This is a genomic window from Microbacterium petrolearium (genome assembly GCF_054782875.1).
Map to the genome: position 1 here is coordinate 1 of NZ_BAAGRQ010000014.1, position 24,192 is coordinate 24,192.

General features: G+C 74.0%; 21 protein-coding genes. 10 read left to right on the forward strand and 11 right to left on the reverse strand.

Going from position 1 to position 24,192, the window contains the following annotated elements:
* Window positions 1-499, forward strand: a 499-nt coding sequence (rfaE2, locus tag ACYVJ0_RS10925; protein WP_460817814.1) for a D-glycero-beta-D-manno-heptose 1-phosphate adenylyltransferase, incomplete at its 5' end; no start/stop codon positions are given.
* Between the two features lie 55 nt (window positions 500-554).
* Window positions 555-1,253 carry an SDR family oxidoreductase gene (locus tag ACYVJ0_RS10930; protein WP_460817816.1) on the forward strand — a complete coding sequence of 233 codons (699 nt, stop codon included), beginning with the start codon at window positions 555-557 and terminating at the stop codon, window positions 1,251-1,253.
* Here the strand turns inward: ACYVJ0_RS10930 and ACYVJ0_RS10935 are convergent.
* Window positions 1,219-2,373, reverse strand: coding sequence for a glycosyltransferase family 9 protein (locus ACYVJ0_RS10935; protein WP_460817818.1), 1,155 nt, complete (start codon window positions 2,371-2,373; stop codon window positions 1,219-1,221). The genes ACYVJ0_RS10930 and ACYVJ0_RS10935 overlap by 35 nt on opposite strands.
* Window positions 2,374-2,522: 149 nt before the next feature.
* On the opposite strand from ACYVJ0_RS10935, the gene ACYVJ0_RS10940 reads away from it, so the two are divergent.
* From ACYVJ0_RS10940 to ACYVJ0_RS10950, 3 genes are read left to right on the forward strand one after another with little or no spacing between them, the layout of a single operon-like run.
* On the forward strand, window positions 2,523-3,236 hold the full coding sequence (locus ACYVJ0_RS10940) for a bifunctional heptose 7-phosphate kinase/heptose 1-phosphate adenyltransferase (RefSeq protein WP_460817820.1): 714 nt from the start codon (window positions 2,523-2,525) through the stop codon (window positions 3,234-3,236).
* Window positions 3,179-3,985: a D-glycero-beta-D-manno-heptose 1-phosphate adenylyltransferase gene (gene rfaE2, locus ACYVJ0_RS10945; RefSeq protein WP_460817822.1), complete on the forward strand. Its 807-nt coding sequence runs from the start codon at window positions 3,179-3,181 to the stop codon at window positions 3,983-3,985. Before ACYVJ0_RS10940 ends, rfaE2 (ACYVJ0_RS10945) begins: the two co-directional genes overlap by 58 nt.
* A 36-nt stretch (window positions 3,986-4,021) precedes the next feature.
* Complete coding sequence (locus ACYVJ0_RS10950; protein ID WP_449854746.1) at window positions 4,022-4,711, forward strand: glycosyltransferase family 2 protein; 690 nt, start codon at window positions 4,022-4,024, stop codon at window positions 4,709-4,711.
* Window positions 4,712-4,739: 28 nt separating this feature from the next.
* Here ACYVJ0_RS10950 and ACYVJ0_RS10955 read toward each other — a convergent pair whose 3' ends face one another.
* The 5 genes from ACYVJ0_RS10955 to ACYVJ0_RS10975 all read right to left on the reverse strand — a co-directional run bounded on the left by ACYVJ0_RS10955 (window position 4,740) and on the right by ACYVJ0_RS10975 (window position 10,960).
* The gene (locus tag ACYVJ0_RS10955; protein ID WP_460817825.1) at window positions 4,740-6,002 is read right to left on the reverse strand and encodes a D-arabinono-1,4-lactone oxidase; all 1,263 of its coding nucleotides are present in this window, start codon (window positions 6,000-6,002) and stop codon (window positions 4,740-4,742) included.
* A gap of 2 nt (window positions 6,003-6,004) precedes the next feature.
* The gene (araA, locus tag ACYVJ0_RS10960; RefSeq protein WP_460817826.1) at window positions 6,005-7,510 is read right to left on the reverse strand and encodes an L-arabinose isomerase; all 1,506 of its coding nucleotides are present in this window, start codon (window positions 7,508-7,510) and stop codon (window positions 6,005-6,007) included.
* Between the two features lie 27 nt (window positions 7,511-7,537).
* Window positions 7,538-8,239 carry an L-ribulose-5-phosphate 4-epimerase gene (locus ACYVJ0_RS10965; RefSeq protein WP_460817828.1) on the reverse strand — a complete coding sequence of 234 codons (702 nt, stop codon included), beginning with the start codon at window positions 8,237-8,239 and terminating at the stop codon, window positions 7,538-7,540.
* Window positions 8,240-8,250: 11 nt separating this feature from the next.
* Entirely contained in the window at window positions 8,251-9,864 is a 1,614-nt protein-coding gene (locus tag ACYVJ0_RS10970) for an FGGY-family carbohydrate kinase (protein ID WP_460817830.1), read from the reverse strand.
* Between the two features lie 61 nt (window positions 9,865-9,925).
* Entirely contained in the window at window positions 9,926-10,960 is a 1,035-nt protein-coding gene (locus ACYVJ0_RS10975; RefSeq protein ID WP_449854751.1) for a LacI family DNA-binding transcriptional regulator, read from the reverse strand.
* A gap of 86 nt (window positions 10,961-11,046) precedes the next feature.
* Between ACYVJ0_RS10975 and ACYVJ0_RS10980 the strand changes: the two genes are divergently transcribed.
* Window positions 11,047-11,961 carry an aldose epimerase family protein gene (locus ACYVJ0_RS10980; RefSeq protein WP_460817832.1) on the forward strand — a complete coding sequence of 305 codons (915 nt, stop codon included), beginning with the start codon at window positions 11,047-11,049 and terminating at the stop codon, window positions 11,959-11,961.
* Between the two features lie 24 nt (window positions 11,962-11,985).
* Here the strand turns inward: ACYVJ0_RS10980 and ACYVJ0_RS10985 are convergent, their stop codons facing one another.
* The 5 genes from ACYVJ0_RS10985 to ACYVJ0_RS11005 form a co-directional block, all read right to left on the reverse strand.
* The gene (locus tag ACYVJ0_RS10985; protein ID WP_460817834.1) at window positions 11,986-13,149 is read right to left on the reverse strand and encodes an ROK family transcriptional regulator; all 1,164 of its coding nucleotides are present in this window, start codon (window positions 13,147-13,149) and stop codon (window positions 11,986-11,988) included.
* A 137-nt stretch (window positions 13,150-13,286) separates the two neighbouring features.
* On the reverse strand, window positions 13,287-15,767 hold the full coding sequence (locus tag ACYVJ0_RS10990) for a beta-xylosidase/alpha-l-arabinosidase (RefSeq protein ID WP_460817836.1): 2,481 nt from the start codon (window positions 15,765-15,767) through the stop codon (window positions 13,287-13,289).
* Complete coding sequence (locus ACYVJ0_RS10995; protein ID WP_449854754.1) at window positions 15,764-16,642, reverse strand: carbohydrate ABC transporter permease; 879 nt, start codon at window positions 16,640-16,642, stop codon at window positions 15,764-15,766. Before ACYVJ0_RS10995 ends, ACYVJ0_RS10990 begins: the two co-directional genes overlap by 4 nt.
* Window positions 16,639-17,652 (reverse strand): carbohydrate ABC transporter permease, encoded by a 1,014-nt coding sequence (locus ACYVJ0_RS11000; RefSeq protein WP_460817838.1) that lies wholly within the window; start codon window positions 17,650-17,652, stop codon window positions 16,639-16,641. The genes ACYVJ0_RS10995 and ACYVJ0_RS11000 overlap by 4 nt, the downstream gene beginning before the upstream one ends.
* Window positions 17,653-17,661: 9 nt before the next feature.
* Complete coding sequence (locus ACYVJ0_RS11005; protein ID WP_460817840.1) at window positions 17,662-18,954, reverse strand: extracellular solute-binding protein; 1,293 nt, start codon at window positions 18,952-18,954, stop codon at window positions 17,662-17,664.
* A gap of 214 nt (window positions 18,955-19,168) precedes the next feature.
* On the opposite strand from ACYVJ0_RS11005, the gene ACYVJ0_RS11010 reads away from it, so the two are divergent.
* From ACYVJ0_RS11010 to xylB, 4 genes are all read left to right on the forward strand, one after another.
* Window positions 19,169-20,194, forward strand: a complete 1,026-nt coding sequence (locus ACYVJ0_RS11010) for a LacI family DNA-binding transcriptional regulator (protein ID WP_460817842.1) — start codon at window positions 19,169-19,171, stop codon at window positions 20,192-20,194.
* Between the two features lie 31 nt (window positions 20,195-20,225).
* Window positions 20,226-21,449, forward strand: a complete 1,224-nt coding sequence (locus tag ACYVJ0_RS11015) for an endo-1,4-beta-xylanase (RefSeq protein ID WP_460817844.1) — start codon at window positions 20,226-20,228, stop codon at window positions 21,447-21,449.
* 135 nt (window positions 21,450-21,584) lie between these two features.
* On the forward strand, window positions 21,585-22,775 hold the full coding sequence (xylA, locus tag ACYVJ0_RS11020; protein ID WP_449854759.1) for a xylose isomerase: 1,191 nt from the start codon (window positions 21,585-21,587) through the stop codon (window positions 22,773-22,775).
* A gap of 1 nt (window position 22,776) precedes the next feature.
* A complete protein-coding gene (xylB, locus tag ACYVJ0_RS11025; RefSeq protein WP_460817846.1) occupies window positions 22,777-24,192 on the forward strand; it encodes a xylulokinase in 1,416 nt (471 codons plus the stop codon).

The following is a 24,192-nucleotide window of genomic DNA, read 5'->3' on the forward strand; positions in this document are numbered from 1 at the left end:
GGCGGCGCTGGATGCGCCCGCCGAGGCCCTGCCGCTGGGCGGCGCGTCGGATGCGCTCGCGGCGGCGGCCGCCGTGCGGGCGCGCGGCGGCACCGTCGTCGCGACCGGCGGCTGCTTCGACCTGCTGCACGCCGGCCACGCCCGCACCCTCGCGGCCGCGCGGGCGCTCGGCGACTGCCTCATCGTGTGCCTCAACAGCGACGACTCCGTGCGGCGCCTCAAGGGGCCGGAGCGCCCCATCATGGCCGAGCCCGACCGCCGCGACCTGCTGCTCGCGCTCGAGTGCGTCGATGCCGTCGTCGTGTTCGACGAGAGCACGCCCGTCGAGGCGCTGCGGCGCATCCGCCCCGACATCTGGGTCAAGGGCGGCGACTACGCCGCCGACGACCTGCCCGAGACGGCGGTGATCGCCGAGTGGGGCGGTCGCACCGTCACGGTGCCGTACCACCCCGGCCGCTCGACCACGCGGCTGGCCGGCGCGCTCGCCCGCGTCGGCTGACGCGGATCGCCCCGTCCCCCCATCCGCATCCGTCCTCCCGAAGCGAAGGAGAATCATGACCGCTGATCGCACCCTCGGAAACGTCATCGTCACCGGCGGCGCCTCGGGCCTCGGCGCCGCCGTCGCCCGCGCCGTGCGCGACGCCGGAGGGCGCCCGCTCGTGCTCGACCTCGATGTGTCGGGCGCCGAGGTGCCCGACGCGTTCGCGGCCGACGTGTCGGACACCCGCGCGACCGAGTCGCTCGTGGCGGAGCTCGCCGAGCGCTTCGGCGGCCTCGACGCCGTCGTCACCGCCGCCGGCGTGGACCGGCCCGCCCCGCTCGACGGCCTGCCGGGCGAGGCGTGGGAGCGGATCGTGGCCGTGAACCTGCTCGGCACGGCGGCGGTCGTGCGCGCGGCGCTGCCGGCACTGAAGGCCTCGCACGGCCGCGTCGTCACGATCGCGTCGTCGCTCGCGCTGCGCGCGTTCGGCGACGCCACCGCCTATTCGGCCTCGAAGTTCGGCGTGCTCGGCTTCTCGCGCTCGCTGGCGGCCGAGACGAAGGGGCAGCTGGGCGTGACGACCGTGTTCCCCGCCGGCATGCGCACGCGATTCTTCGACGGGCGCGACGAGCAGTACAAGCCCGGTCCCGACGCCGCGCTGATCGACCCCGCGCACGTGGCCGACGCGATCGTGTTCGCGCTGCGTCAGCCCGCGGGGGTGGAGATCCGCGAGCTCGTCATGTGCCCCGAGGAGGAGCCGTCGTGGCCGTGACCGGCGCGCCCTCGAGCAGCGCCCGCACGTCGTCGTAGACGGCGTCGACGGGCACGTCGTCGACGAACGAGACGTCGTGCTCGCAGCGGGGCGCGGTCCAGCCCACCTGGGTCGCGTCCCGCCCGCACACCGGGCAGTGCGTGGTCCACGACAGCTGCACCCGATGGGAGGCGCGCGTGAGCGGGCCCGCGTTGATGAGGTTCCCCACCCAGTAGACACTCGCGGTGGGCGTGCCCACCGCCTGCGCGAGGTGGCGCGGGCCGCTGTCATTGCCCACGAACGCGTCGGCGACGGCGAGCACCCCCGCCAGCTCGCCCAGCGCGAGGCGGCCCGCCAGCGATCGCACGGAATCCCCCGCGGCGCGGGCCGCGCGCCGGGCGATCGCGTCGGCGAGATCGGCGTCGTCGCCCTCGCCGACGAGGACCACCCGCATGCCGTCCGCCGCGCACCGCAGTGCGATGTCGGCGAACCGCTCGGCCGGCCACCGGCGCCGGGGGTCCGTCGCCCCGGGGTGGATGACGACGAGCGGCCCGGGTCCCGCGCCCGTCAGCTCGCGGCCGCGCCGCCGCTCCGCCGGCGTCACCGCCAGCGTCGGCTCGGGGCCCACGGACGGCGCCCCGGCGAGCGCGACCGTCTCGAGCCGGCGCACCACCTCGTGCTGGTAGTACACGTACGGCAGCGTGCGCTCGAGCGGCGCGGCGTCCGGCGGCGCGGTGCCCACGGTGTGCCGCGCGCCGAGCGCGAGGAGGAAGGGGTTCGAGTACCGCCCGCCGCCGTGCATCTGGCAGGCGAGGTCGAAGCCCTCGGCCCGCATCCGTCGCATGAACGCGCCCGTGGCGCGCGGGTCGCCCTCATGCTCGCCCCCGTGCACCCCCCTGGTCTTCGGCAGCACCTCCACGCGCGCGACCGGGCCCGGCCGGCCGCGCAGCAGCGCGGCGTGCATCGGCGTGCCCAGCAGCACGATCTCGGCCTCCGGGTACGCCTCGGCCAGCGCATCCAGCGCCGGCAGGGCGAACAGCAGGTCACCCAGACCGCCGCCGCGCAGCACGGCGATCTTCAGCACCTCGTCGAATCGGCCGTCGGCCGGCGGCGCCTCGGCGGGCATCCGCGTCGTCCTCACTCGCGCTCCCCTGTCGCGGTCGGTCTGTGTCCTCTGCCGATCTGTTCCCCGCGGCGCCCGCGCGCAAACGTTCCGAAGCGGTCCTCGCGCCGGCAAGGGATCGCGGCGCAGACGTGTAGGGGGCGGGCGGATCGGGTACGGGAGTGGGCATGAGGGACTTCAGCGGGATCGTCCGCCACGTCGGCGCCGCGGCGCCACGGGTGCTCGTGGTGGGCGACGTCATCCTGGACCGCTGGCTGCGCGGCGGGGTCCGGCGGCTCAGCCGCGAGGCGCCCGTGCCGGTGGTGCAGGAGGCCGAGCAGGTGGACTGCCCCGGCGGGGCGGGCAACACGGCGGCCAATCTCGCCGCCCTCGGGGCGCGCGTGCGCGTCGTGGCCGAGGTCGGCGACGATGCGGAGGGCGCGGCCCTGCGGGATCGGCTCGCGGCGGCGGGCGTCGACACGGCCGGGCTCCTCGTCGACGGCGGCCGGCCGACGGCGTGCAAGACGCGCGTGGTCGGCGACGACCAGATCCTTGTGCGCGTGGACCGCGCCCGCCCGGCGCGGGCGGACACCGACCGGCTGCTGGCCGCGATCGCGCCCGAGCCCGACGAGACGCTCGTCGTCTGCGACTACGACGGCGGGCTGCTGGGAGACGAGCTCGCGCGGCGGCTGGCCGAGCGGCGCCCGCGGGCCCGGATCGTCGTCGACGCGCACGACATCGCGCGCTGGGCCCCGCTGCGGCCCGATCTCGTCACCCCCAACGCGGCTGAGGCGGCGGTGCTGCTGGGGCGGGCCCTGCCCGAGGGCCGGCGCGCGCCGAGGACGTGGCCGCCGCGGCGACCGAGGTGCTCGACGCGGCGGGCGCCGAGCGCGCGATCGTGACGCTGGATCGCGACGGCACCGTGCTGCTCGAGCGCGGGGCCGGCGGGACCGGGGCGGCGACGCACCGCACCCGCGCGCGCCCCGCGCCCGAGCACCAGGCCGCGGGGGCGGGCGACACGTTCGTGGCGGCCGCGGCCGACGCGCTCGCCGTGGGCGCCGCGCCCGCCGAGGCCGCCGACTTCGCCCAGCGGGCCGCCGACGTGGTCGTCTCGCGCCCCGGCACCGCCGTGTGCGCGCTGGCGGACGTGCACACGCCCGCCACCGGGGTGCCGGGCACGCTCGACCACGACGCCCTGCGCGCCGCCCTCGCGCGCGAGCGAGAGCGCGGCCGCACCGTGGTCTTCACGAACGGCTGCTTCGACCTGCTGCACCTGGGCCACACCGCGCATCTGCGGCAGGCCAAGGAGCTCGGCGACGTGCTCGTCGTGGCGCTCAACGACGACGCGTCGGTGCGCCGACTCAAGGGACCCGGCCGCCCGGTCACCCCCGTGGAGGACCGGGCGCGCGTGCTCGAGGCGCTCGAGAGCGTGGACTACGTCACCGTCTTCCGCGAGGACTCACCCTCGGCGCTGCTGGCCGACCTGCGGCCCGACATCTACGCGAAGGGCGGCGACTACGTGCCCGAGATGCTCGAGGAGACCGCCGTCGTGCGGGCGTACGGGGAAACGGTGCGGATCCTCGACTTCATCCCCGCGCACTCCACGAGCGAGATCGTCACCCGCATCGCCCAGCGCGCGCCGCTGCGCTGATCCGCCCTCCGGATCCGCCCCGCTATCCTTGCGACCGTGAGCGACTCGGTCCCCACCGTCCCCGTCGTCATGTGCACGTGGCGTCGCCCGGAGTACTTCCCCCGCACGCTGCGCGCGCTCGAGGCGCAGACGGGGGTCCGCGTCGAGCTGCACGTGTGGAACAACAATCCGGCCATCGCGGGCGAGCTGGAGCGCGCGGCGGAGGCGAGCCCGCTGACCGTGCGGTTCCACCACCACGACGAGAACATCGGCGGCTTCGGCCGCTTCCACCTGGCGCGCGAGCTCGCGCCCGCCCACCCCTACGTCGTGTTCGTCGACGACGATCAGCTGTTCGGCCCGCGGGCGATCGCCACGCTGCACGCCGAGGCGCGGCCCCGCAGCGCGAGCGGCTGGTGGGCCTACCGCTTCCCGTTGCCGCCGCACTACTGGCTGCGCCTGCCGGTGCGCCGCGGGCACCGGGCGCAGTACCTCGGCACGTGCGGCATGATCATCGACACCGCGGTGTTCCTCGACGAGCGGCTGTTCGCGTGCCCCGATCGCTTCCGCTTCGTCGAGGACGTCTGGCTCAGCTACGTCGCCGCGCACCTGAACGGCTGGACGCTGCGCCGCTCGCGCGCGACGTTCCTGTTCATCCCCGACACCCGCAACCAGTTCGCCGGGCTCATCCGCGAGAAGTACGAGTTCCTGCGCTACCTCCACGCCCGCGGCTGGCTGCGCCGCGGGTGAGGGCGCCGCGCCCGAGGGCGCGCGCGACTCAGAGCCCGAGTCGCTCCAGGAAGCCGTTGCGGAAGACGCCCCGCGGATCCATCCGCTCGCGCAGCGCGCGGAAGTCCTGCCAGCGCGGGTAGCGGCGGGCGATGTCGGCCGGATCCGTGCCGAAGATCTTGCCCCAGTGCGGTCGCGCGTCGAACGGAACCAGCGCGCCCTCGACCGCCGCCACGGCGCGCCGGGCCGCGGCCTCGTCGCTGCGCCACGTGAAGTGCAGCGCCACGGAATCGCGCCCGCCCGACGGGCTCAGCCACAGGTCGTCGCCCGCCACCGTGCGCACCTCGCACACGTGCAGCGCGGGCGCGACCGTCGGGGCGATGCCGCGCAGCGCCTCGATCGCGGCGACCGCCTGCTCGCGCGCCACGAGGTACTCGCTCTGCAGCTCGTCGCCGGCCGAGGGCGTGAACTCGAGGCGGAAGTGCGGCAGGCGCTCGAACCAGGCGCCGGGCACGCCGCCCTGGGTACTGCACGCCGCGGCGTCGGCGCCCGGGACGGGGTGGCGGGGCCCGTCGGCGGGCACGGCTCCCACCGCCGCCGGCACCTCGCCGTCGAGCGGCGCGAGGCCGCCCGAGGGCACGCGCCGCTTCACCCACAGCTGCTGCGCGACGTCCGGATCGGCCCACGTGGTGAACACGCTCACGCTGTCGCCCAGCGCGGTGACCTCGTCGAGGCGCGCCAGGACGTCGTCCCAACGGGGCCCGTCGAACACCTGCTGCACCACCTCGTACGCCGGCTCGGTGTCGAGCTCGAGGCTCGTGACGACGCCGAGCGCGCCGAGCGACACGACGGCGCCGGGGAAGTCGGCATCACCGCGGCGCAGCTCGACGATCTGGCCGTCGGCCGTCACGAGCGTGAGCGCCCGCACCGCCGCGGACAGGCTGCGCAGGCCGTTCCCCGACCCGTGCGTGCCCGTGGCCACCGATCCGGCGATCGAGATGTGCGGCAGCGAGGCGAGGTTCGCCAGCGCCCGGCCGCGCGCGTGCAGCACGGGCGCGATGTCGCCGTACCGCAGGCCCGCCGACACGCGCACCCCGCCGTCGAGCGGCTCGATCTCGCGGGGCATGCCCTCCAGTGACACCTGCACTCCGTCGGTGTCGGCGATGTCGTTGAAGGAGTGGCGCGTGCCCACGACGCGCACGCGGTCGGCGCCGGCGAGCGCGTCGCGCAGCTCGTCGAGCGACCCCGGGCGCAGCACGCGCTGCGCCCGGTACGCGATGTTGCCCGCCCAGTTGGCGCCGGCATCCGCCATGCTCACAGCCCCTCCGCGATGTGGTGGTAGACCTGGTTCCACTTCAGCTCGTTGTGGAAGCCGGCCGTCGTCGTGTGCTCGTCGATGACGAGCAGCTCGATGCCCGCCATCTGCGCGAAGTCGCGGAACGCGTCGACGCCCACCGCGGTCGTCATGACGGTGTGGTGGGCGGCGCCGGCGGCCATCCAGCACGCGGCGCTCGTGGGCAGGTCCGGCTGCGGGTGCCACACGGCCCGGCCGACGGGGAGCTTGGGCAGATCGGGCGCCTCGACGTTCTCGACGACGTTGGCGGTGAGGCGGAAGCGCGTGCGCATGTCGCTGAGGGCGACGACGAGCGCGGGGCCCGGGTCGGCCGTGAACACGAGGCGCACGGGGTCGTCCTTGCCTCCGATGCCGAGCGGGTGGATCTCGGCACGCGGCCGCGTCGTCGTCAGCGACGGCGACACCTCGAGCATGTGGGCGCCGAGGATGAGCTCCTCGCCCGGCGTGAGGTCGTAGGTGTAGTCCTCCATGAGGCTCGCCCCGCCGGGCAGGCCCGCGCCCATGACGGCGGCGACGCGCACGAGCACGGCGGTCTTCCAGTCGCCCTCCGCGCCGAAGCCGTATCCCTCGGCCATGAGCCGTTGCACGGCGATGCCCGGCAGCTGCTTCAGGGCGCCGAGGTCCTCGAAGCTGTCGGTGAACGCGTCGAAGCCGCCCTCGGTGAGGAAAGCCCGCAGGCCGGCCTCGATGGCCGCCGCGTCGCGCAGCGACTGGTGGCGCGCGCCACCGGGCTTCAGCTCGTCGGCCACGTCGTACAGCCGCTCGTACTCGGCCACGAGCGCGTCGACCTCGGCGTCGGTGGCGGCCTCGACGCGCGCGACGAGCTCGTTCACGCCCCACGTGTTCACCTGCACGCCCAGGCGGATCTCGGCCTCGGTCTTGTCGCCCTCGGTGACGGCGACGAAGCGCATGTTGTCGCCGAAGCGCGCCACCTTCATGCCGCGGGCCGCGGCCAGGCCCGCCGCCGCGCGGATCCACGTGGCCACCTCGCCCGCGACGCGCTCGTCGCTGACGTGCCCGACCACCGTCTTGCGGGCGAGGCCCAGGCGGCTCTGGATGTACCCGAACTCGCGGTCGCCGTGGGCGGCCTGGTTCAGGTTCATGAAGTCGAAGTCGATCGTGTCCCACGGCAGCGCGACGTTCGCCTGCGTGTGCAGGTGCAACAGCGGCTTGCGCAGCTCCTCGAGCCCGGCGATCCACATCTTCGCGGGGCTGAACGTGTGCATCCAGGCCACCACGCCCAGCACGGCGTCGTCGGCGTTCGCGTCGAGCATGGCGCGGCGGATGGCGGCCGGATCGGTGAGGACCGGCTTCCAGATGATGCGCGCCGGCACGACCTCGTGCGCGTCGAGCACCCTCGCCACCTCGCGCGACTGCTCGGCGACCTGACGGAGCGTCTCCTCCCCGTACAGGCCCTGGCTCCCCGTGAGGAACCAGACCTCCTTGTCGGCATAGGGTTTCGTCATGCGATTCTCCTTCGTGTGCGCGGCGCCTCAGCGCTGGCCGTAGACGTTCTGGTAGCGGTCGAAGAGCGAGTCGACGATCTGCGGCGGGATGGCCATCGGCTCCCCCAGCTGACGCGAGATGTGCACCGTCCGCGCCACCTCCTCGAGGAGGACGGCGGTCTTCACCGCCTCCTTCGCATCGCGGCCGATCGTGAAGGGACCGTGATTGCGCATCAGGACGGCCCGGGACCGGTGGCCCGCCAGCGTCTCGACGATGCCGCGGCCGATCGAGTCGTCGCCGATCACGGCGAGCGGCCCGACGGGGATCGGTCCGCCGAACTCGTCGCCCATCATCGTGAGCACGCACGGGATCTCCTCGCCGCGCGCGGCCCACGCCGTCGCGTACGTCGAGTGCGTGTGCACGACGCCGTTCACCTCGGGCATGTGGGCGTACACGTAGGCGTGCGCGGCCGTGTCGGACGACGGGCTGCGGCCGCCTTCGACGAGCTCGCCGTCGAGGTCGGTGACCACCATGGCGTCGGCGTCGAGCTCGTCGTACGACACCCCCGACGGCTTGATGACGAGCAGGTCGGGGGCCCCGTCCACGCCCTTGACCCGCTCGGAGACGTTGCCGGCCGTCCAGACGACCAGCTCCCAGCGGATGAGCTCGGCGTGCAGCCGCGCCACCCTCTCCTTCGCGGCGTCGACCGCGGCGCGCATCCCTGCGGGCACCTCGTTCACGGCGGGCATGTGCTCTCCCTTCAGCGGATGGCCTCGGCGGCGGCGCGCTCGGCGGAAAGGCCCGCCTCCCAGCGCGACAGGAACGCCTCGTGGTCGGTGCGGTCCGCCTCGGTCGGCTCCACCCGCACGGCGCCGATCTCGCCGAACACGCGGGCGGCGAGCCACTCGGACAGCGGCGGCACCTCGCCGCGGCGGGCCTCGGCGGCGTACCGCGCGAGCAGCGCCATGCCCCACGCGCCGCCCTCGCCCGCGGTGTCCGAGACGGCCACCGGCGCGCCCAGCGCGGCGGCGAGCAGCCGCTGCGCGGCGCCCTTCGTGCGGAACATGCCGCCGTGCGCGCTGATCTCGTCGATCCGCACACCCTCGCCGGCCAGCGTGCGCATGCCCATGCTCAGGGTCGCGAACGCGCCGCGCACCTGGGCGCGCATGAGGCCGGCCAGCGTCAGGCGCGATTCGGGGGTGCGCACGATCATGGGGCGGCCCTCGTCGAGCCCGGCGATCGGCTCGCCCGAGAGGTGGTTGTAGGCGAGGATGCCGTCGTCCGCGCCGGCATCGAGGGCGCCGCCCAGCAGCGCGCCGAACACCTCGTCTCGCGTGGCGGACGAGCCGACGCGGCCGGCGAACTCGTGGAAGACGCCCGCCCACTCGCCCAGCTCGCTGACGCCGTTGTTGCAGTGCACCATGGCCACGGCCTCGCCCGAGGGCGTCGCGACAAGGTCGATGTCGGCGTGGCGGCCCGCCAGGGGCCGCTCGAGCACGACCATCGCGAAGATGCTCGTCCCCACGCTCACGTTGCCCGTGCGCGGGGCGACGGCATTCGTCGCGACCATGCCGGTGCCCGCGTCGCCCTCGGGCGGCGCGGCGACGGCGCCGGGGCGCAGCACGCCGGTGGCGTCCAGCAGCGCGGCGCCCTCGGCCGTGAGCGCGCCGGCCGGCTCCCCCGCGCGGCGCACGGGCGGCAGCACGCTGCCCAGCCGCAGGTGCGGCGCGCCCGCGTCGGCGAGCAGCGCGTCGGCCGTGCGCATCCGCTCCGCGTCGTAGTCGCCCGTCGCGGGATCGACGGGGAACATGCCCGAGGCGTCGCCGATGCCGAGCACCCGCTCGCCCGTGAGCAGCTCGTGCACGTGGCCCGCGAGGGTCGTGATGTGCGCGATGCGCCCCACGTGCTCCTCACCGTCCAGCACCGCCTGGTTCAGGTGGGCGATCGACCAGCGCAGCGGGATGTTCACATCGAGCGCGTCGGAGAGGGCCGCGGCCGCCCGCGTCGTGTTGACGTTGCGCCAGGTGCGGAACGGGACGAGCAGCTCGCCGTCGGCGTCGAACGCGAGGTAGCCGTGCATCATGGCCGACACGCCCACGGCCGCGAGCCGCTCGAGACGCTCGCCGTGCTCCCGCTCGACCTCCGCCGCGAGCGCCGCGTACGCGGACCGGAGACCGGCGCGCGCGTCGTCGAGCCGGTAGGTCCACAGGCCGTCGGCCAGCTCGTTGTCCCACGCGTGGTGGCCCGAGGCGAGCGTGCGGCCGTCGGCATCGACGAGACACGCCTTGATGCGGGTGGATCCGAGCTCGATGCCGAGCGAGGCGCGTCCCTCCCGGATGGCCTCGCGCGCCGATGTGATGGTTCGCTGCGTCATCGCTCGCTTCCCGTCGTCGTCTGCATCCGTCGCCGATGCCGGCTCCCGGACATGTTAGCGCTCACACACGCCGCGCGGAACCCGCACCCGGCGGCGGCGCCGTGCTGCCGCGGACGATCAGCTCCGGCGCCACGGCGCCGCGGCCGTCCTCCCCGCCCGCGATGGCCCGCACCACCTCGTCGGCGAGCCGCTCGAACGGCTGCCGCACCGTGGTGAGCGGCGGCAGGAGGTGCGCGGATCCGTCGATGTCGTCGAAGCCCACGACCGACGCGTCGTCCGGCACGCGCAGCCCGGCCTCGGCGAGCGCGTGGACCACGCCGATGGCGAGGTAGTCGTTGGCGCAGAAGACCGCCGTGACCGCGCCGTCGCGCACCTCGTCGGCCAGGCGCACGCCGACCGCGTGCCCGTGCCGCGCGCTCCATCCCCCGGCGCGCAGGATGCGCGGCGGCGCTCCGGCCGAGCGCATGGCGTCGGCGTACCCGCCCGCGCGCTCGATCGCGTCGAACCAGTCGTCCTCGCCCTGCACGTGGGCGATGCGCTCGTGGCCCCGCTCGCGCAGGTGCCGCGTGGCCGCCGCCGCGCCCGCGCGCTGGTCGATGGACACGTACCGCGCCGCGCCGGCCCCGGGCGCGTCGCCGCGCGCGGCCACCACGACGACGGGCACGGGCAGCGCGATCCCGTCGATCAGGAGCGCGATGTCCCGCGTCGGCGCGATCACGACCACGCCGTCGACGCCCTGATCCATGAGCCGATCGAGCACGCGGGCCGCGCCCTCGGAGTCGGGCGCGGCGAGCGAGGCGAGCGACACGAAGAAGCCGGACGCGCGCGCGGCGCGCTCGATCGCGAGGACCGCGCTGGCGATGCCGAACTGCGTGGTGCCCGCCGTCATGACGCCCAGCACGCCGGTGCGCGCCGTCACGAGCGCCCGCGCGGCCTGATTGCGGCGGTAGCCGAGCGTCTCGATCGCCGCGAGCACCCGCTCGCGCGTGTCCTGCCGCACGTACGCATGACCGTTCAGCACGCGCGAGACCGTCTGATGCGACACGCCCGCGGCGGCCGCGACATCGCTCATCGACGGCGGCCGGGTGCGGGGCATGCGCCTCAGCGTAGCCACGGCGCCGCACCGTGCGCGAGGATGGACCCCGGGGCCGCGCAGGGCAGCCGGCGCCGGAAGGGATCGACGTGAGCGAGAATCCGATCGACGTGCTGGAGAACGATCACTGGCGCGTGGGCATCCTGCCCGGGACGGGCGGATCCGTGGCCTTCGGACAGGTGCGGCACGACGGCCAGTGGCGCGACGTGCTCCGCCCCACGCCCGAGCCGGACGCCGCCGCGTCGGCGACGGCCTGCTATCCGCTGATCCCGTGGTCCAATCGCGTGGCCGGCGGCCTGTTCTCGTTCGCGGGCGTGACGTGGGAGCTGGACCGCAACGAGAAGGACCGCAACGCCCTGCACGGCGTGGCCATGAACCACCCGTGGCGGGTGCTCGAGCGCACGCCGGAGCGCCTGCGTCTCGGCTTCGACTCGGAGGGGGTGCCCCCGCAGAAGTGGCCGTGGCGGTTCTCGTCCGAGCTCACCTACGAGCTGCACGGCGACCGGCTCGTCGTCGACACGCTGCTGCGCAACGAGGCCGAGGAGCCCGTGCCGGCCGGCTTCGGCCACCACCCGTACTTCGTGCGCCGCATGGACGGCGACGCCGAGGAGGTGCGCGTGCGCATCCCCGCCGCCGAGATGTTCGAGCTCGTCGAGTGCATCCCGCACGACGCCCCCGTCCCCGTCGAGCCCCGCGTCGACTTCCGCGAGCTGCGCAGCCTGGGCGACGTGCACATCGACGACGACCTCACCGGCCTCTCCGACGACGGCGCGTCGCTGATCCGGTACGAGGCGCTGGACATCGTGCACGAGGCCGACGCGCTGTACACGCAGCGGATCCTCTTCGCACCGCCGGACAAGGACTTCTTCGCGCTCGAGCCCGCGACGAACGCCAACGACGGCTTCAACCTGTTCGACCGCGGCATCGCCGGCAACGGCGTGTTCACGCTCGAGCCCGGCGAATCGGCCTCGGCCGCCTGGTCGCTCACCGTCGTCCCGCGCTGACCGGTCCGCCAGAAGCAGCTCCCCTCACCCGAGGGGGTCGGCCAGGAGGGGGTCGAACGCGGCCTCGGCGGCGCCGATGAGCAGGCGGTCGGCGCCGAGCGCGGCGGCGCGGATCTCGACGCGCTCGGCGGGCGCCGCGAGCGCCTGCGCCCGCACCGCCGCGAGCAGGCCCTCCGGATCGTGCGCGCGCAGGATGGCGAGGAAGCCGCCCAGCACGATCACCGAGGGGTTCAGCACGTTGACGGCGTTCGCGAGCGTCGCCGCGAGGACCCGCCGCTGCCGCGCGATCTCGGCCGCCACGGCGGGATCTGCCGACGCGGCGAGCGCGCGGGCGAGTGCCTCGTCGTCGGCGACGCCGAGACCGGCCGCGTCGAGCAGCCTCGCCCTGTTCACCTCGTCCTCCAGGACGCCGCGAGGCACCCGGCGGTCCGCGGCCTCCGTGATGCTCGGGCGGCTCTGACCCCACTCCCCCGCGTAGCCGTCCGCGCCGCCCATCGCGACGCCCTGCATCACGACGCCGCCGCCGATGCCGGACGGGCCTCCGTTCAGGTAGACGACGTCGCCGTGGTCGCGCGCGGCGCCGAACAGCCGCTCGGCGCGCGCGCCCAGTGACGCGTCGTTGCCGACGGCGACCGGCAGCCCCGTGGCGGCCTCGATCCGTCCCGCGACGTCGGCCTCCCGCCATCCGAGGTGGGGCGCGAGCCGGACCATCCCGTCCGCCGCGCGGACGAGACCGGGCACGGCCACGCCGATTCCCACGATCCGCGCGCCGCGCAGCGCCCCGGCGCGCCATCCGCTCACGATCCGGGCGACGGCCGCCGCCACCTCGTCGACGCCCGCGGGTCCGCCGGCCTCCTCGCGGACGCGCTCGCGCACCCGGCCGCCGAGCGCGACCGCGCCGACCTCGAGCGCGTCGACCTCGGGGTTGACGGCGATCGCGACGACGTCGTCGCTCGGGGCCACGATGGGCGAGGGCCGACCCACCCGCCGGGTCGGGTCCGGATCCCGCTCCTCGACGAGGCCGGCGCCGGCGAGCGCCGTGACGAGGTCGGAAACCGTGGAGCGGTTCAGCCCCGTCTCGGCGGTGAGTATCGCGCGGGAGCGGGCACCCTCGTGGTGCACGAGCCGCAGCACCTCGCCGAGATTGGCGCGGCGCACGCCCTCCAGGCTCATCGCGCGCTCGACCATCCGCCACCTCGTCCCGCCGGGTTTGTTGTCCCCGCCACGATATCGGCAGGCGGGACGGACCCCGCGACGGCACGGCCGGGGGCGACGGCGCGGCCCGACCCCCGCCTCGGGCAAGCGGGGGTCGGGCCGCAGGCGGTTCAGCGCACGGTCACCGCCACCGTGCGCGGGTCATCCGGGCCCACGGCGTGCACGTCGCCCGTGAGCACGACGGTCGCTCGCGTCGTCGCCTCCCCCGGCACATCCCTGGCCGCCTGCGCCCGCGCGTTCGCGATGACGCCGCCCGTGGACTCCTGCGCCTGCGCGGCCCGCGGCGACGCCTCGGCGTGCGAGCCGACCCACACCTCCACCTCGCCGGGCTCCACGACGCGTCGCAGGTCGCGACCCGTGAGGGCGAAGCGCTGGGCCGGCACGTCGAAGGCCACACGGCGCGACTGGCCCGGCTCCAGGGCCACGCGGGCGTAGCCGAGCAGCTGCGCGACGGGGCGGGTGACGGAGGCGGCGACGTCGCGCCCGTACAGCTGCACGACGTCGACCCCGGCGCGCTCGCCCGTGTTCGACACCGTCACGGCCGCCGCGAAGCGCCCGTCCGTCGCCGCCGACGCGTCGACGTCGAGGTCGGTGTACGAGAAGGTCGTGTACCCCAGGCCGAATCCGAACGGCCGCACGGGCGTCGAGTCGGTGGAGGTGACGTCCGAGGGACCGCCGAGCACCGGGCGCAGGTAGCCGTAGGGCTGGGCACCCGCGGAGCGCGGCAGGCTCAGCGGCAGCCGCCCGGAGGGGCTCTGCTCGCCGGTCAGGATCGACGCGATCGCCCGCCCGCCCTCCTCGCCGGGGAAGAACGACTGCAGCACCGCGGCGGGCCCGGCGCCCGCGGGCGCGTCGAGCGCCCACGCCAGGTCGTACGGGCGCCCCGTCAGCAGCACCACGACGACGGGTGTGCCCGTGGCGGCCACGCGCTCCACGAGCTCGCGCTGCACGCCCGGCAGATCGAGCGATTCCACGTCGTTGCCCTCGCCCACGGTGCCCCGGCCGAACAGGCCGGCCTGGTCGCCCACGACGACGACCGCGACATCGGCGGCCGCCGCCGCGGCCACGGCCTCCTCGAAGCCCTCCCGATCGTCACCCTCGACCTCGCAGCCGCGCGCGTAGACGACCTCCGCGTCGGGGAGCGCCTCCTCGAGCGCCTCGCGCACGGTGGGGATCTCGATGCCGATCTCGTACTCGGGGTGGTGCGCGAGCACGTGGTTGGCGAAGGAGTAGCAGCCCTGCAGGGCGTCGGCGCGGTCGGCGTTCGGCCCGAGCACCGCCACGCGCCGCGCGTCGGCGGCCAGCGGCAGCACGCCGTCGTTGGCGAGAAGCACGACCGACTCGGCCGCCAGCCGGCGCGCGATGTCGCGGTGACGGGTCCCGTCGAGCGCGACCGACGCGGGCGGCTCGTCCTCGAACGCGTCGGCGTCGAGCAGTCCCAGCTCCTCCTTCTGCGACAGCACGCGCAGCACCGCGCGGTCGAGGTACGACTCGTCCAGCAGCCCGGAGCGCACGCGCTCCAGCAGCGGCGCCAGGTAGGCGTCGCCGGTGGGCAGCTCCACGTCGATGCCGGCGCGCAGGGCGAGCTCGCCCGCCTCGCCGCGGTCGGCGGCCACGCCGTGCATCACCTCGAGGAAGCCGACGGAGAAGTAGTCGGCCACGACCACGCCGTCGAAGCCGAGCTCGTCGCGCAGCAGCGTGGTGAGCAGGGCGGGATCGGAGGCGACGGGCACGCCGTCGATCTCGGCGTAGCTGTTCATGACCGACCGCACCCCGCCGTCGCGGATGGCCATCTCGAACGGCGGGAGGAAGACGTCGGCCACCTCGCGGGGGCCGGCGTGCACGGGCGCGTGATTGCGCCCCGCCTGCGAGCCCGAGTAGCCGAGGAAGTGCTTCAGCGTGGCGTGCACGCCGGCGCCCTGCAGGCCTCGCACGTACGCCGTGCCGATCGTCCCGACGACGTACGGATCCTCCGCGATGCACTCGTCGACCCGCCCCCAGCGGGGGTCGCGGATGACGTCGAGCACGGGAGCCAGGCCCTGGTGGATGCCCAGCTCGCGCATCGAGGCGCCGACGGCCTCGCCCATCTCGGCCACGAGCTCCGGGTCGAACGACGCCCCCCAGGCCAGCGGCGTGGGGAAGGTGGCGGCCTTCCACGCCGCGAGCCCCGTGAGGCACTCCTCGTGCACGATCGCGGGGATGCCCAGGCGCGTCTCGCGCTTGAGCCGCCGCTGCTCGCGCCACAGCCACGCCGCCCGCTCCTCCGGCTCGACGGGCCGGGTGCCGTAGACGCGCGTGTAGTGCCCGATGCCGTCGCGCGTGATGTCGGCCAGCGAGCGGCCGTCCTTCGCCGTGCTCATCTCGTCGGCCATCGGCGCGACGACCTCGCCGCCCTGGTCGATCCAGTACCCGACGAGCTGCGCGGCCTTCTCCTCCAGCGTCATGCGCGAGAGCAGGTCGCGCACGCGCTCGGAGGCGTCGCCCCGGTGCGCGGCGGTGGCGGTGAGCGTGGCGTCGGTCACGTCGTTCTCCTTCTTCTGCGCCGCGAGCGCGGGCGCCTCGGTCGTCTGCGCGGGCGTGACCGGCGTCATCCCTTCACCGCCCCGGTGAGGCCGCCCACGATGCGGCGCTCGAACAGGCTGAAGAAGATGAGCGCCGGCAGCATCGACAGCGAGGTGTAGGCGAGCACGCGGGCCGTGTCGACGGAGTACTGCGACGAGAAGTTCTGCACGCCCAGCGGCAGCGTGTACAGCGAGCTGTCGGTGAGGATGAACAGCGGCAGCATGTAGCCGTTCCACGAGCCCACGAACGCGAGGATCCCCACGGTGATCACGCCGGGCAGGCTCAGCGGGATCACCATGCGCCAGAAGAAGCCGAGGCGTCCGGTGCCGTCGATCGAGGCGGCCTCCTCGAGCTCCTTCGGGATCGCCCTCAGGAACGGCACGAGGATGATGATGGTCGTCGGCAGCGCGAACGCGATCTGCGGCAGGATGACGCCGCCCAGGCTGTTCACCAGCCCGAGGTTCCGCACGAGCAGGTACAGCGGCGTGATCGCCACGGTGATGGGGAACATCAGCCCCGCGGCGAACAGGGAGTACATGACGCCCTTGCCGCCGAAGTCGTAGCGGGCGATGACGTAGCTGGCCATCACGCCGAGCGCCACGGCGCCGGCGGTCGTGCCGAGCGCGACGAGGGTGGAGTTCCACGTGGCCGACCAGAACTCGCTGCCCGCGAGCACGTCGCCGTAGTTCGCGAGCTGCCACGGCGCCGGCCAGCCCGACGGGTCCTGGGTGATCTGGGCGTTCGTGCGGAAGCCGCCGATGATGATGTACAGCACCGGCGTGATGCAGATGCTGATGAGGATGACCGCCAGCAGGTACACCCAGGGGCTGCCCCACTTCTCCTTCGGCGCGCGGGGGCGCCTGTTGCGGCCGATCGCCTGGATCGCCACCGAGGTCGCGGTCATCGCTCGGCCCTCCCGTCCGTGATGGCTCCCGCCGTGTCGCGCCGCAGCACGAAGCGCTGGTACACGAGAGCGACGGTGAGCGAGATGAGGAACAGCATCACCGCGACGGCGTTTCCGAAGCCGTAGTTCCCGGCGAGGTGGCCGTTCTGGTACATGTACGTGGCCATGGTGGACGTGCCGGCGGTGGCCGCCACGTACTGGCCCCAGATGATGTTGACGAGGTCGAACAGCTGCAGCGAGCCGATGATCGACAGGAACGCCCAGATGCGGATGGTGGGGCCCAGCAGCGGCAGCGTGATGCTCCACTGCGTCTTCCAGAACCCGGCTCCGTCGATCGCGGCCGCCTCGTACAGCTCCTCCGGGATCGACTGCATGCCCGCGAGCATGAGGATCACCGCGAAGCCGATGTACTTCCACGAGATGATGAGCATCAGGGTCCAGATGGCCACATCGGGATCCGCGATCCACGACTGCCGGAGCCACTCGAGGCCGAGCTTGCCGAGCAGCGAGTTGACGGCGCCGTTGTCCTGCATCATCAGGCTCCAGCCCGTGCCGACGACGACCTCGGAGATGACGTAGGGCACGAAGATGAGCACGCGGATGAGCGAGCGGCCCTTCATCTTCTGGTTCATCAGAAGGGCGCACAGGATCGCGAGCGGGCCCTGCAGCAGCAGCGACAGGAACACGATCGCGAAGTTGTGGCCGACCGCGGCGCGGAAGGTCTCGTCCTCCCAGATGAGGACGTAGTTGCGCAGCCCCACGAACTCGGTGGGCCAGCCGAAGCCGTTCCACTTGAAGAAGCCGTAGAACGCGGCCATCACCACCGGGAAGATGACGAAGGCGACGAAGACGATGAGCGCCGGTCCCGAGAGGAGCGCGATCTCGCCGCGCTTGCGCCAGTCGGCCCGCGGCTTCCGCCTGCCGGTCACCGGGGCGGGCGCGGTGCCCGCCCCGGTGTCGGCGATCCTCTCAGGCACGGGCGCGGAGCGCAGTGCCTGGGTGTCGGTCATGGTCGGCGATCAGCCTCGCTCGGACGCCGTGACGACGCCGTCGACGAGCGACTGCGCGTCGCCCTGACCGGCCAGCATGTCGACGACGCCCGTGTTCAGCGCGTTGCCCACGTTCTGGCCCAGCGCCGTGTCGAGCCACAGGGTGACGTACGCGGCCTCGCCGTACGCCTCCATGAGCGGCTGCAGCGACGGGTCGGTCACGGCGCCGAGTGCCTCGGACGAGGCGGGGATCGTCTGGTACGCCTCGGCGTACTTCTCCTGCCACTCCTTGCCCGAGATGAAGTTCAGGAACTCCTCGCACGCCGACGGCGAGTCGACCGAGCACGAGTAGCCGTCGACGCCGCCCATCATGGCGGTCGGGTCGCCGTCTCCGCCGTCCACGGCGGGGAACGGGAACCAGCCGAGGTCGGGCAGCGGCTGCTCGTCCGGGGTCAGGCTGGCGATGACGCCCACGTTCCAGGCGCCCATGAGCTCCATGGCCGCCTGGTGGTTGGCGATGAGACCGGCCGACGAGTTCGCGCCCTCCTGCGGGTCGGTGGTGAGGAAGCCCTCGTGGAACGGGTCGGTCCCGGCGAACTCCTCGAGGTTCTGCGCGGCCTCGAGCCAGCAGCCGTCCGTGAAGTCGGGGTTGGTCGTGAGGTTCGAGATGACGTCCTCGCTGCACGCGCGCAGCGCGAAGAAGTAGTACCAGTGCGCGGCGGGCCAGGCGGCCTTGCCGCCCAGCGCGATCGGCTGGATGCCCGCGGCCTTGAGCTTGTCGACGGCCTCGCCGAGCTCGTCGATGGTCGTCGGCGTCTCGGTGATGCCGGCCTGCGCGAACAGGTCCTTGCTGTAGAAGATGCCGCCGGGCAGCACCGCGGTCGGCACCGCGTAGATCTTGTCCTCCAGCGTGAAGGCGTTGAAGGACCCCTCGCCGAGCGCCTCCCTCACGTCGTCGTCGATCGCACCGGTGAGGTCCTTGACCTGCCCCGCCGCCACGATGTCGGCGAGCTTGCCGCCGCCGCGCTGCAGGAAGATGTCGGGCATGTCGCCCGAGTTGACGGCCGTCTGCAGCTTGCCGTCCAGGTCCTCGTTCTGCACCGAGGTCACGTTGATCGTGACGCCGGGGTTCTCCTCGGCGAACGCCGCGGCCGCCTCCTCCCAGAACTCCTTGCCGGGGCCCGTGGTCGAGTTGTGCCACATCGTCATCTCGACGCTGCCGTCGTCGCCGCCGCCGGTGTCGCCACCGGCACAGCCGGACAGCCCGAGCGCCCCCACGGCCACGACCGCCGCCGCGGCGGTCCATGCCTTCCGAACGTTCATGCGCAGGTCTCCTCTTCGTTGAGTGATCGACGCACCCGCTCGACGCTGTTGTCGAGTCCTCCAGGCGTGTCGCGTCCACTGTGACATCGGTCGCGCGACGTGTCAATCGTTGTCGATAACGTTTTCGCTCTCCGTAGGATCGATCCCCGACGCGGCGTGAATATGCCGCGGGGCGGCGCCGCGCCGCCCTCCGATGGGGCTACCGTGAGGGATCATGACGGCGAACGCACTGGGCCCGCGGCCCGGCCGGCGGATCACGATCACGGATGTCGCGCGCGCGGCGGGGGTCTCGGTCGCCACGGTCTCGAAGGTCATCAACGGCCGCGACGGCATCGCCGACGCCACGAGCAAGCGCGTGCTCGGCATCGTGCGCGAGCTCGGGTACGAGAGCTCGCTCGTCGCCACCTCGATGCGGCGCCGCCGCACGCAGGTCGTCGGCGTGCTCGTCGCCGAGTTCGAGCCCTTCGCGGTGCAGCTGCTGCGCGGCGTCTCGACGGCGCTGCAGGGGACCGAGTACGACATCCTCGCGTACGCCGGAAGCGTGTCGGCGGGCGAGCACACCGGCTGGGAGCGGCGGTCGCTGTCGCGCCTGGGCGGCACCCTCATCGACGGCGCGATCATCGTCACCCCCACCGTGGCGCTGCCGGAGACGGACATGCCCGTCGTCGCGATCGATCCGCACACGGGCCCCATGGGCCCGGCGACCGTCGACACCGACAACCTGGGCGGTGCCCGCGCCGCGACCGAGCACCTCGTCTCGCTGGGACACCGCCGCATCGCGCACCTGCGAGGCCGCGCAGACCTCGAGTCCGCGCAGCTGCGCGAGCGCGGCTACCGCGAAGCGCTCGAGGGCGCGGGGCTGCCGTTCGACCCGGCCCTCGTCGTCGACGGCGGCTACCGCGCCGCCGACTCGACCGCCGCCGCGGCCGCACTGCTCGACCTGCCCGAGCCGCCCACGGCGATCTTCGCCGCGAACGACCTCTCCGCGATCGAGGCCATGCGCGTCGCCGCCGAGCGCGGGCTGCGCATCCCCGAGGACCTCTCGATCGTCGGCTTCGACGACATCCCGGAGGCCGTCGCGTCCACGCCGGCCCTCACCACCGTGCGCCAGTCGCTGCACGCGATGGGCGCGGCCGCCGTGCGCATGCTGCTGGGCATCTTCGACGGCCGCGACGGCGAGCACATCCGCATGCCCGCCGAGCTCGTCGTGCGCGGATCGACCTCCCGCCCACCGCGGTAGCCCCCACCGACACCGACACCGAGGAGCTGACATGGACGTCATCCCCCACCGCACCGGCACCGCCGAGATCGTGCTCACCACCGGCGGCGGCGCGCCGCTCGCCCACCACGAGGCGACCGTCGAGCAGACGCGGCACGCGTTCGGCTTCGGCAACATCGGGTTCGACCTCATTCCCCACGCCTGCGGCGAGGAGGACGCGACGCCGCTCGCCGAGGCCTGGCTGGGCCTGTTCGACACGGCGACGCTGCCGTTCTACTGGGGGCGCTTCGAACCCGAGCGCGGGCGGCCCGACACGGCGCGGCTGCTCGCCGCCGCGCGCTGGTTCGCCGAGCGCGGCGTGCGCCTGAAGGGCCACCCGCTCGTGTGGCACACCGTGAAGGCGCCGTGGCTCGATCCGCTCCCCTCCGACGAGGCCGAGCGGCTGCTGCGCGAGCGCGTGGCGCGGGAGGTCGCGGACTTCACGGGCGTGATCGACGCGTGGGACGCCATCAACGAGGTGGCGATCATGCCGGTCTTCGAGAACGAGCCCGACGGCGTGCCCAACGCCGTCTCGCGCCTGGCGCGCCAGCTCGGCCGCACCGGCATCGTCCGGCTCGCGTTCGAGACGGCGCGCGCGGCGAACCCCTCGGCGACGCTGCTCATCAACGACTTCGACCTCTCGGAGCGGTACGAGCGCGTCATCGAGGACGCGCTCGAGACGGGCGTGCGGATCGACGCCATCGGCCTCCAGACGCACATGCACCAGGGCTTCCGCGGCGAGGAGTGGCTGCGGGCGAAGGCGGATCGGTTCGCGCGGTTCGGGCTGCCGCTGCACTTCACCGAGGTGAGCCTCGTCTCCGGCCGGCTCATGCCGCCGGAGATCGAGGACCTCAACGACTACGTCGTCGATGCGTGGCCGTCCACGCCGGAGGGCGAACAGCGGCAGGCCGACGAGCTCGAGCGGATGTACCGGACCCTCGTGGCGCATCCCGCCGTCGAGGCGATCACGTACTGGGGCATCTCGGACGCCGGCGCGTGGCTCGGCGCGCCGATCGGGCTGCTGCGCGCCGACGGCAGCCGCAAGCCGTCGTACGACCGGCTGCACGCCCTCATCCGCGGCGAGTGGTGGCTCGCGCCCACCCCGCTCCGCACGGACGGCGACGGCCGCGTGCGCGTGGAGGGCTGGCGCGGCCGCTATCGCGTCGCCACCGGTGCGGCGAGCGCGGAGTTCGAGCTCAGCGGGAGCGCCGACGGGCCGGTGCCCGTGCAGCTCTGAGCCGCGTCATCCCCGCGCCGCACGCCGCTGCGCGAGCAGCGCGGCGGCGCGCCGTGAACCCATTGCGGCGGCACCCCGGCCTTGATATGTTCTGTTTCACAACAATTCACCGACGACGCTGAAAGCGGGTCCCCCATGTCCCTCACACCCACCAAGGACGACCGGTTCTCGTTCGGACTCTGGACCATCGGATACAACGGCACCGACCCGTTCGGCGGACCCACGCGGCCCGCGCTCGACGTGGTCCACGCCGTCGAGAAGCTGGCCGAGCTCGGCGCCTACGGTCTCACCTTCCACGACGACGACCTGTTCGCCTTCGGCTCGACCGACGCCGAGCGCCAGACGCAGATCGACCGCCTCAAGCAGGCCCTCGCCGACACCGGGCTGATCGTCCCGATGGTCACGACCAACCTGTTCAGCGCCCCCGTCTTCAAGGACGGCGGCTTCACCTCGAACGACCGCCAGGTGCGCCGCTTCGCGCTGCGCAAGGTGCTGCGCAACATCGACCTCGCCGCCGAGCTCGGCGCGAAGACGTTCGTGATGTGGGGCGGCCGCGAGGGCGCAGAGTACGACTCGGCCAAGGACATCCAGGCGGCGCTGGCGCGCTACAAGGAGGCCGTGGATCTGCTCGGCCAGTACGTGGTCGACAAGGGCTACGACCTGCGCTTCGCCATCGAGCCCAAGCCGAACGAGCCGCGCGGCGACATCCTGCTGCCCACGCTCGGGCACGCGCTCGCGTTCATCAACTCGCTCGAGCGCCCCGAGCTGGTGGGCCTGAACCCCGAGGTCGGCCACGAGCAGATGGCGGGCCTGAACTTCGCCGCGGGCATCGCTCAGGCGCTGTACCACGGCAAGCTCTTCCACATCGACCTCAACGGCCAGCGCGGCATCAAGTACGACCAGGACCTCGTGTTCGGTCACGGCGACCTGCACAACGCGTTCGCGCTCGTCGACCTCCTCGAGCACGGCTCGCCGGCCGGCGGCCCCGCCTACGAGGGCCCGCGCCACTTCGACTACAAGCCGAGCCGCACCGAGGACGAGCAGGGCATCTGGGACTCCGTCTCGGCCAACATGCGCACCTACCTGCTGCTCAAGGAGCGGGCCGACGCCTTCCGCGCCGACCCCGAGGTGCAGGAGGCGCTCAAGGCCGCGAAGGTCGACGAGCTGCGCGCCCCCACGCTGAACGAGGGCGAGTCGTACGACGACCTCCTGGCCGACCGCTCGGCCTTCGAGGAGTTCGACGCCGGCGCCTACCTCGGCGGGCACGGCTTCGGCTTCGTGCGCCTGCAGCAGCTGGCGACCGAGCACCTGCTCGGCGCGCGCTGACATGCCGCTGGTCGCGGGCGTCGACTCGTCGACGCAGAACTGCAAGGTCGTGGTGCGGGATCTCGCCACCGGCGCCGTCGTGCGCACGGGGCGGGCCGCCCACCCCGACGGCAGCGAGGTCGACCCCGCGGCCTGGTGGGACGCACTGCAGGCGGCGCTCGCCCAGGCCGGCGGCCTGGGCGACGTCGCGGCGATCTCGATCGGCGGGCAGCAGCACGGCATGGTGGCGCTCGACGCGGACGGGCGGGTGATCCGACCCGCGCTGCTGTGGAACGACACCCGCTCGGCCGGCGCCGCCGCCGACCTCACCGCCGAGGTGGGGGCCGAGGAGTTCGCCCGGCGCACCGGCCTCGTGCCGGTGGCGTCGTTCACGGCGACGAAGCTGCGCTGGCTCGCCGACGCCGAGCCCGAGAACGCCGCGCGCGTGGCCGCGGTCGCGCTGCCGCACGACTGGCTCACGTGGCGGCTGCGCGGCTACGGCCCCGAGGGCGAGTCGCCCCTCGGGCCGGTGCTGGACGAGCTGGTGACGGATCGATCCGACGCGAGCGGAACGGCGTACTTCGACGCGGCCTCCGGCGCCTACGACCGCGAGCTGCTGAGCCTGGCCCTGCGGCGCGACGCGTCGGGCATCGTGCTCCCGCGCGTGCTCGGGCCGTCCGAGTCGGTGGCCGGCGGCGCGGGATCGCTCGCCGACGGCCTCGTCGTGGGCCCCGGCTGCGGCGACAACGCCGGAGCCGCGCTCGGCCTCGGCGCCTCGAGCGGCGACGTCGTCGTCTCGATCGGCACGAGCGGCACGGTGTTCGCCGTGACGGACGCGCCCGTGCGCGACGCGAGCGGCACCGTGGCGGGCTTCGCCGACGCGGCGGGCGGCTACCTGCCGCTCATCGCCACGCTCAACGCGGCCCGCGTGCTCGATCGGATCGCCGCCCTCCTCGGCGTCGACCACGGCGAGCTCGGGCGCCTCGCGCTCGACGCGCAGCCGGGCGCGGGCGGCCTCGTGCTGCAGCCCTACTTCGAGGGCGAGCGCACGCCCAACCTGCCGGACGCCACCGCGACGCTGTTCGGCATGACCCTCGCCGCCACGACGCGCGAGAACCTCGCGCGTGCGGCCGTCGAGGGCATGCTGTCGGGGCTCGCGGAAGGCCTCGACGCCGTGCGCGCGCACGGCGTGACGGCGGAGCGGATCCTGCTCGTCGGCGGCGCGGCGCAGAACCCGGCGGTCGCGGCGATCGCGGCGCAGGTGTTCGACGCGCGCGTCGTCGTGCCCGAGCCGGGCGAGTACGTCGCCGCGGGCGGCGCCGTGCAGGCGGCGTGGGCGCTGACCGGCGAGCGCCCGGCATGGCCGGTGTCGCTCTCCGCCTCTCCGGAGCCGGACACGCGCCCGGTCATCCGCGAGCAGTACGCCGCGCGGCGCTGA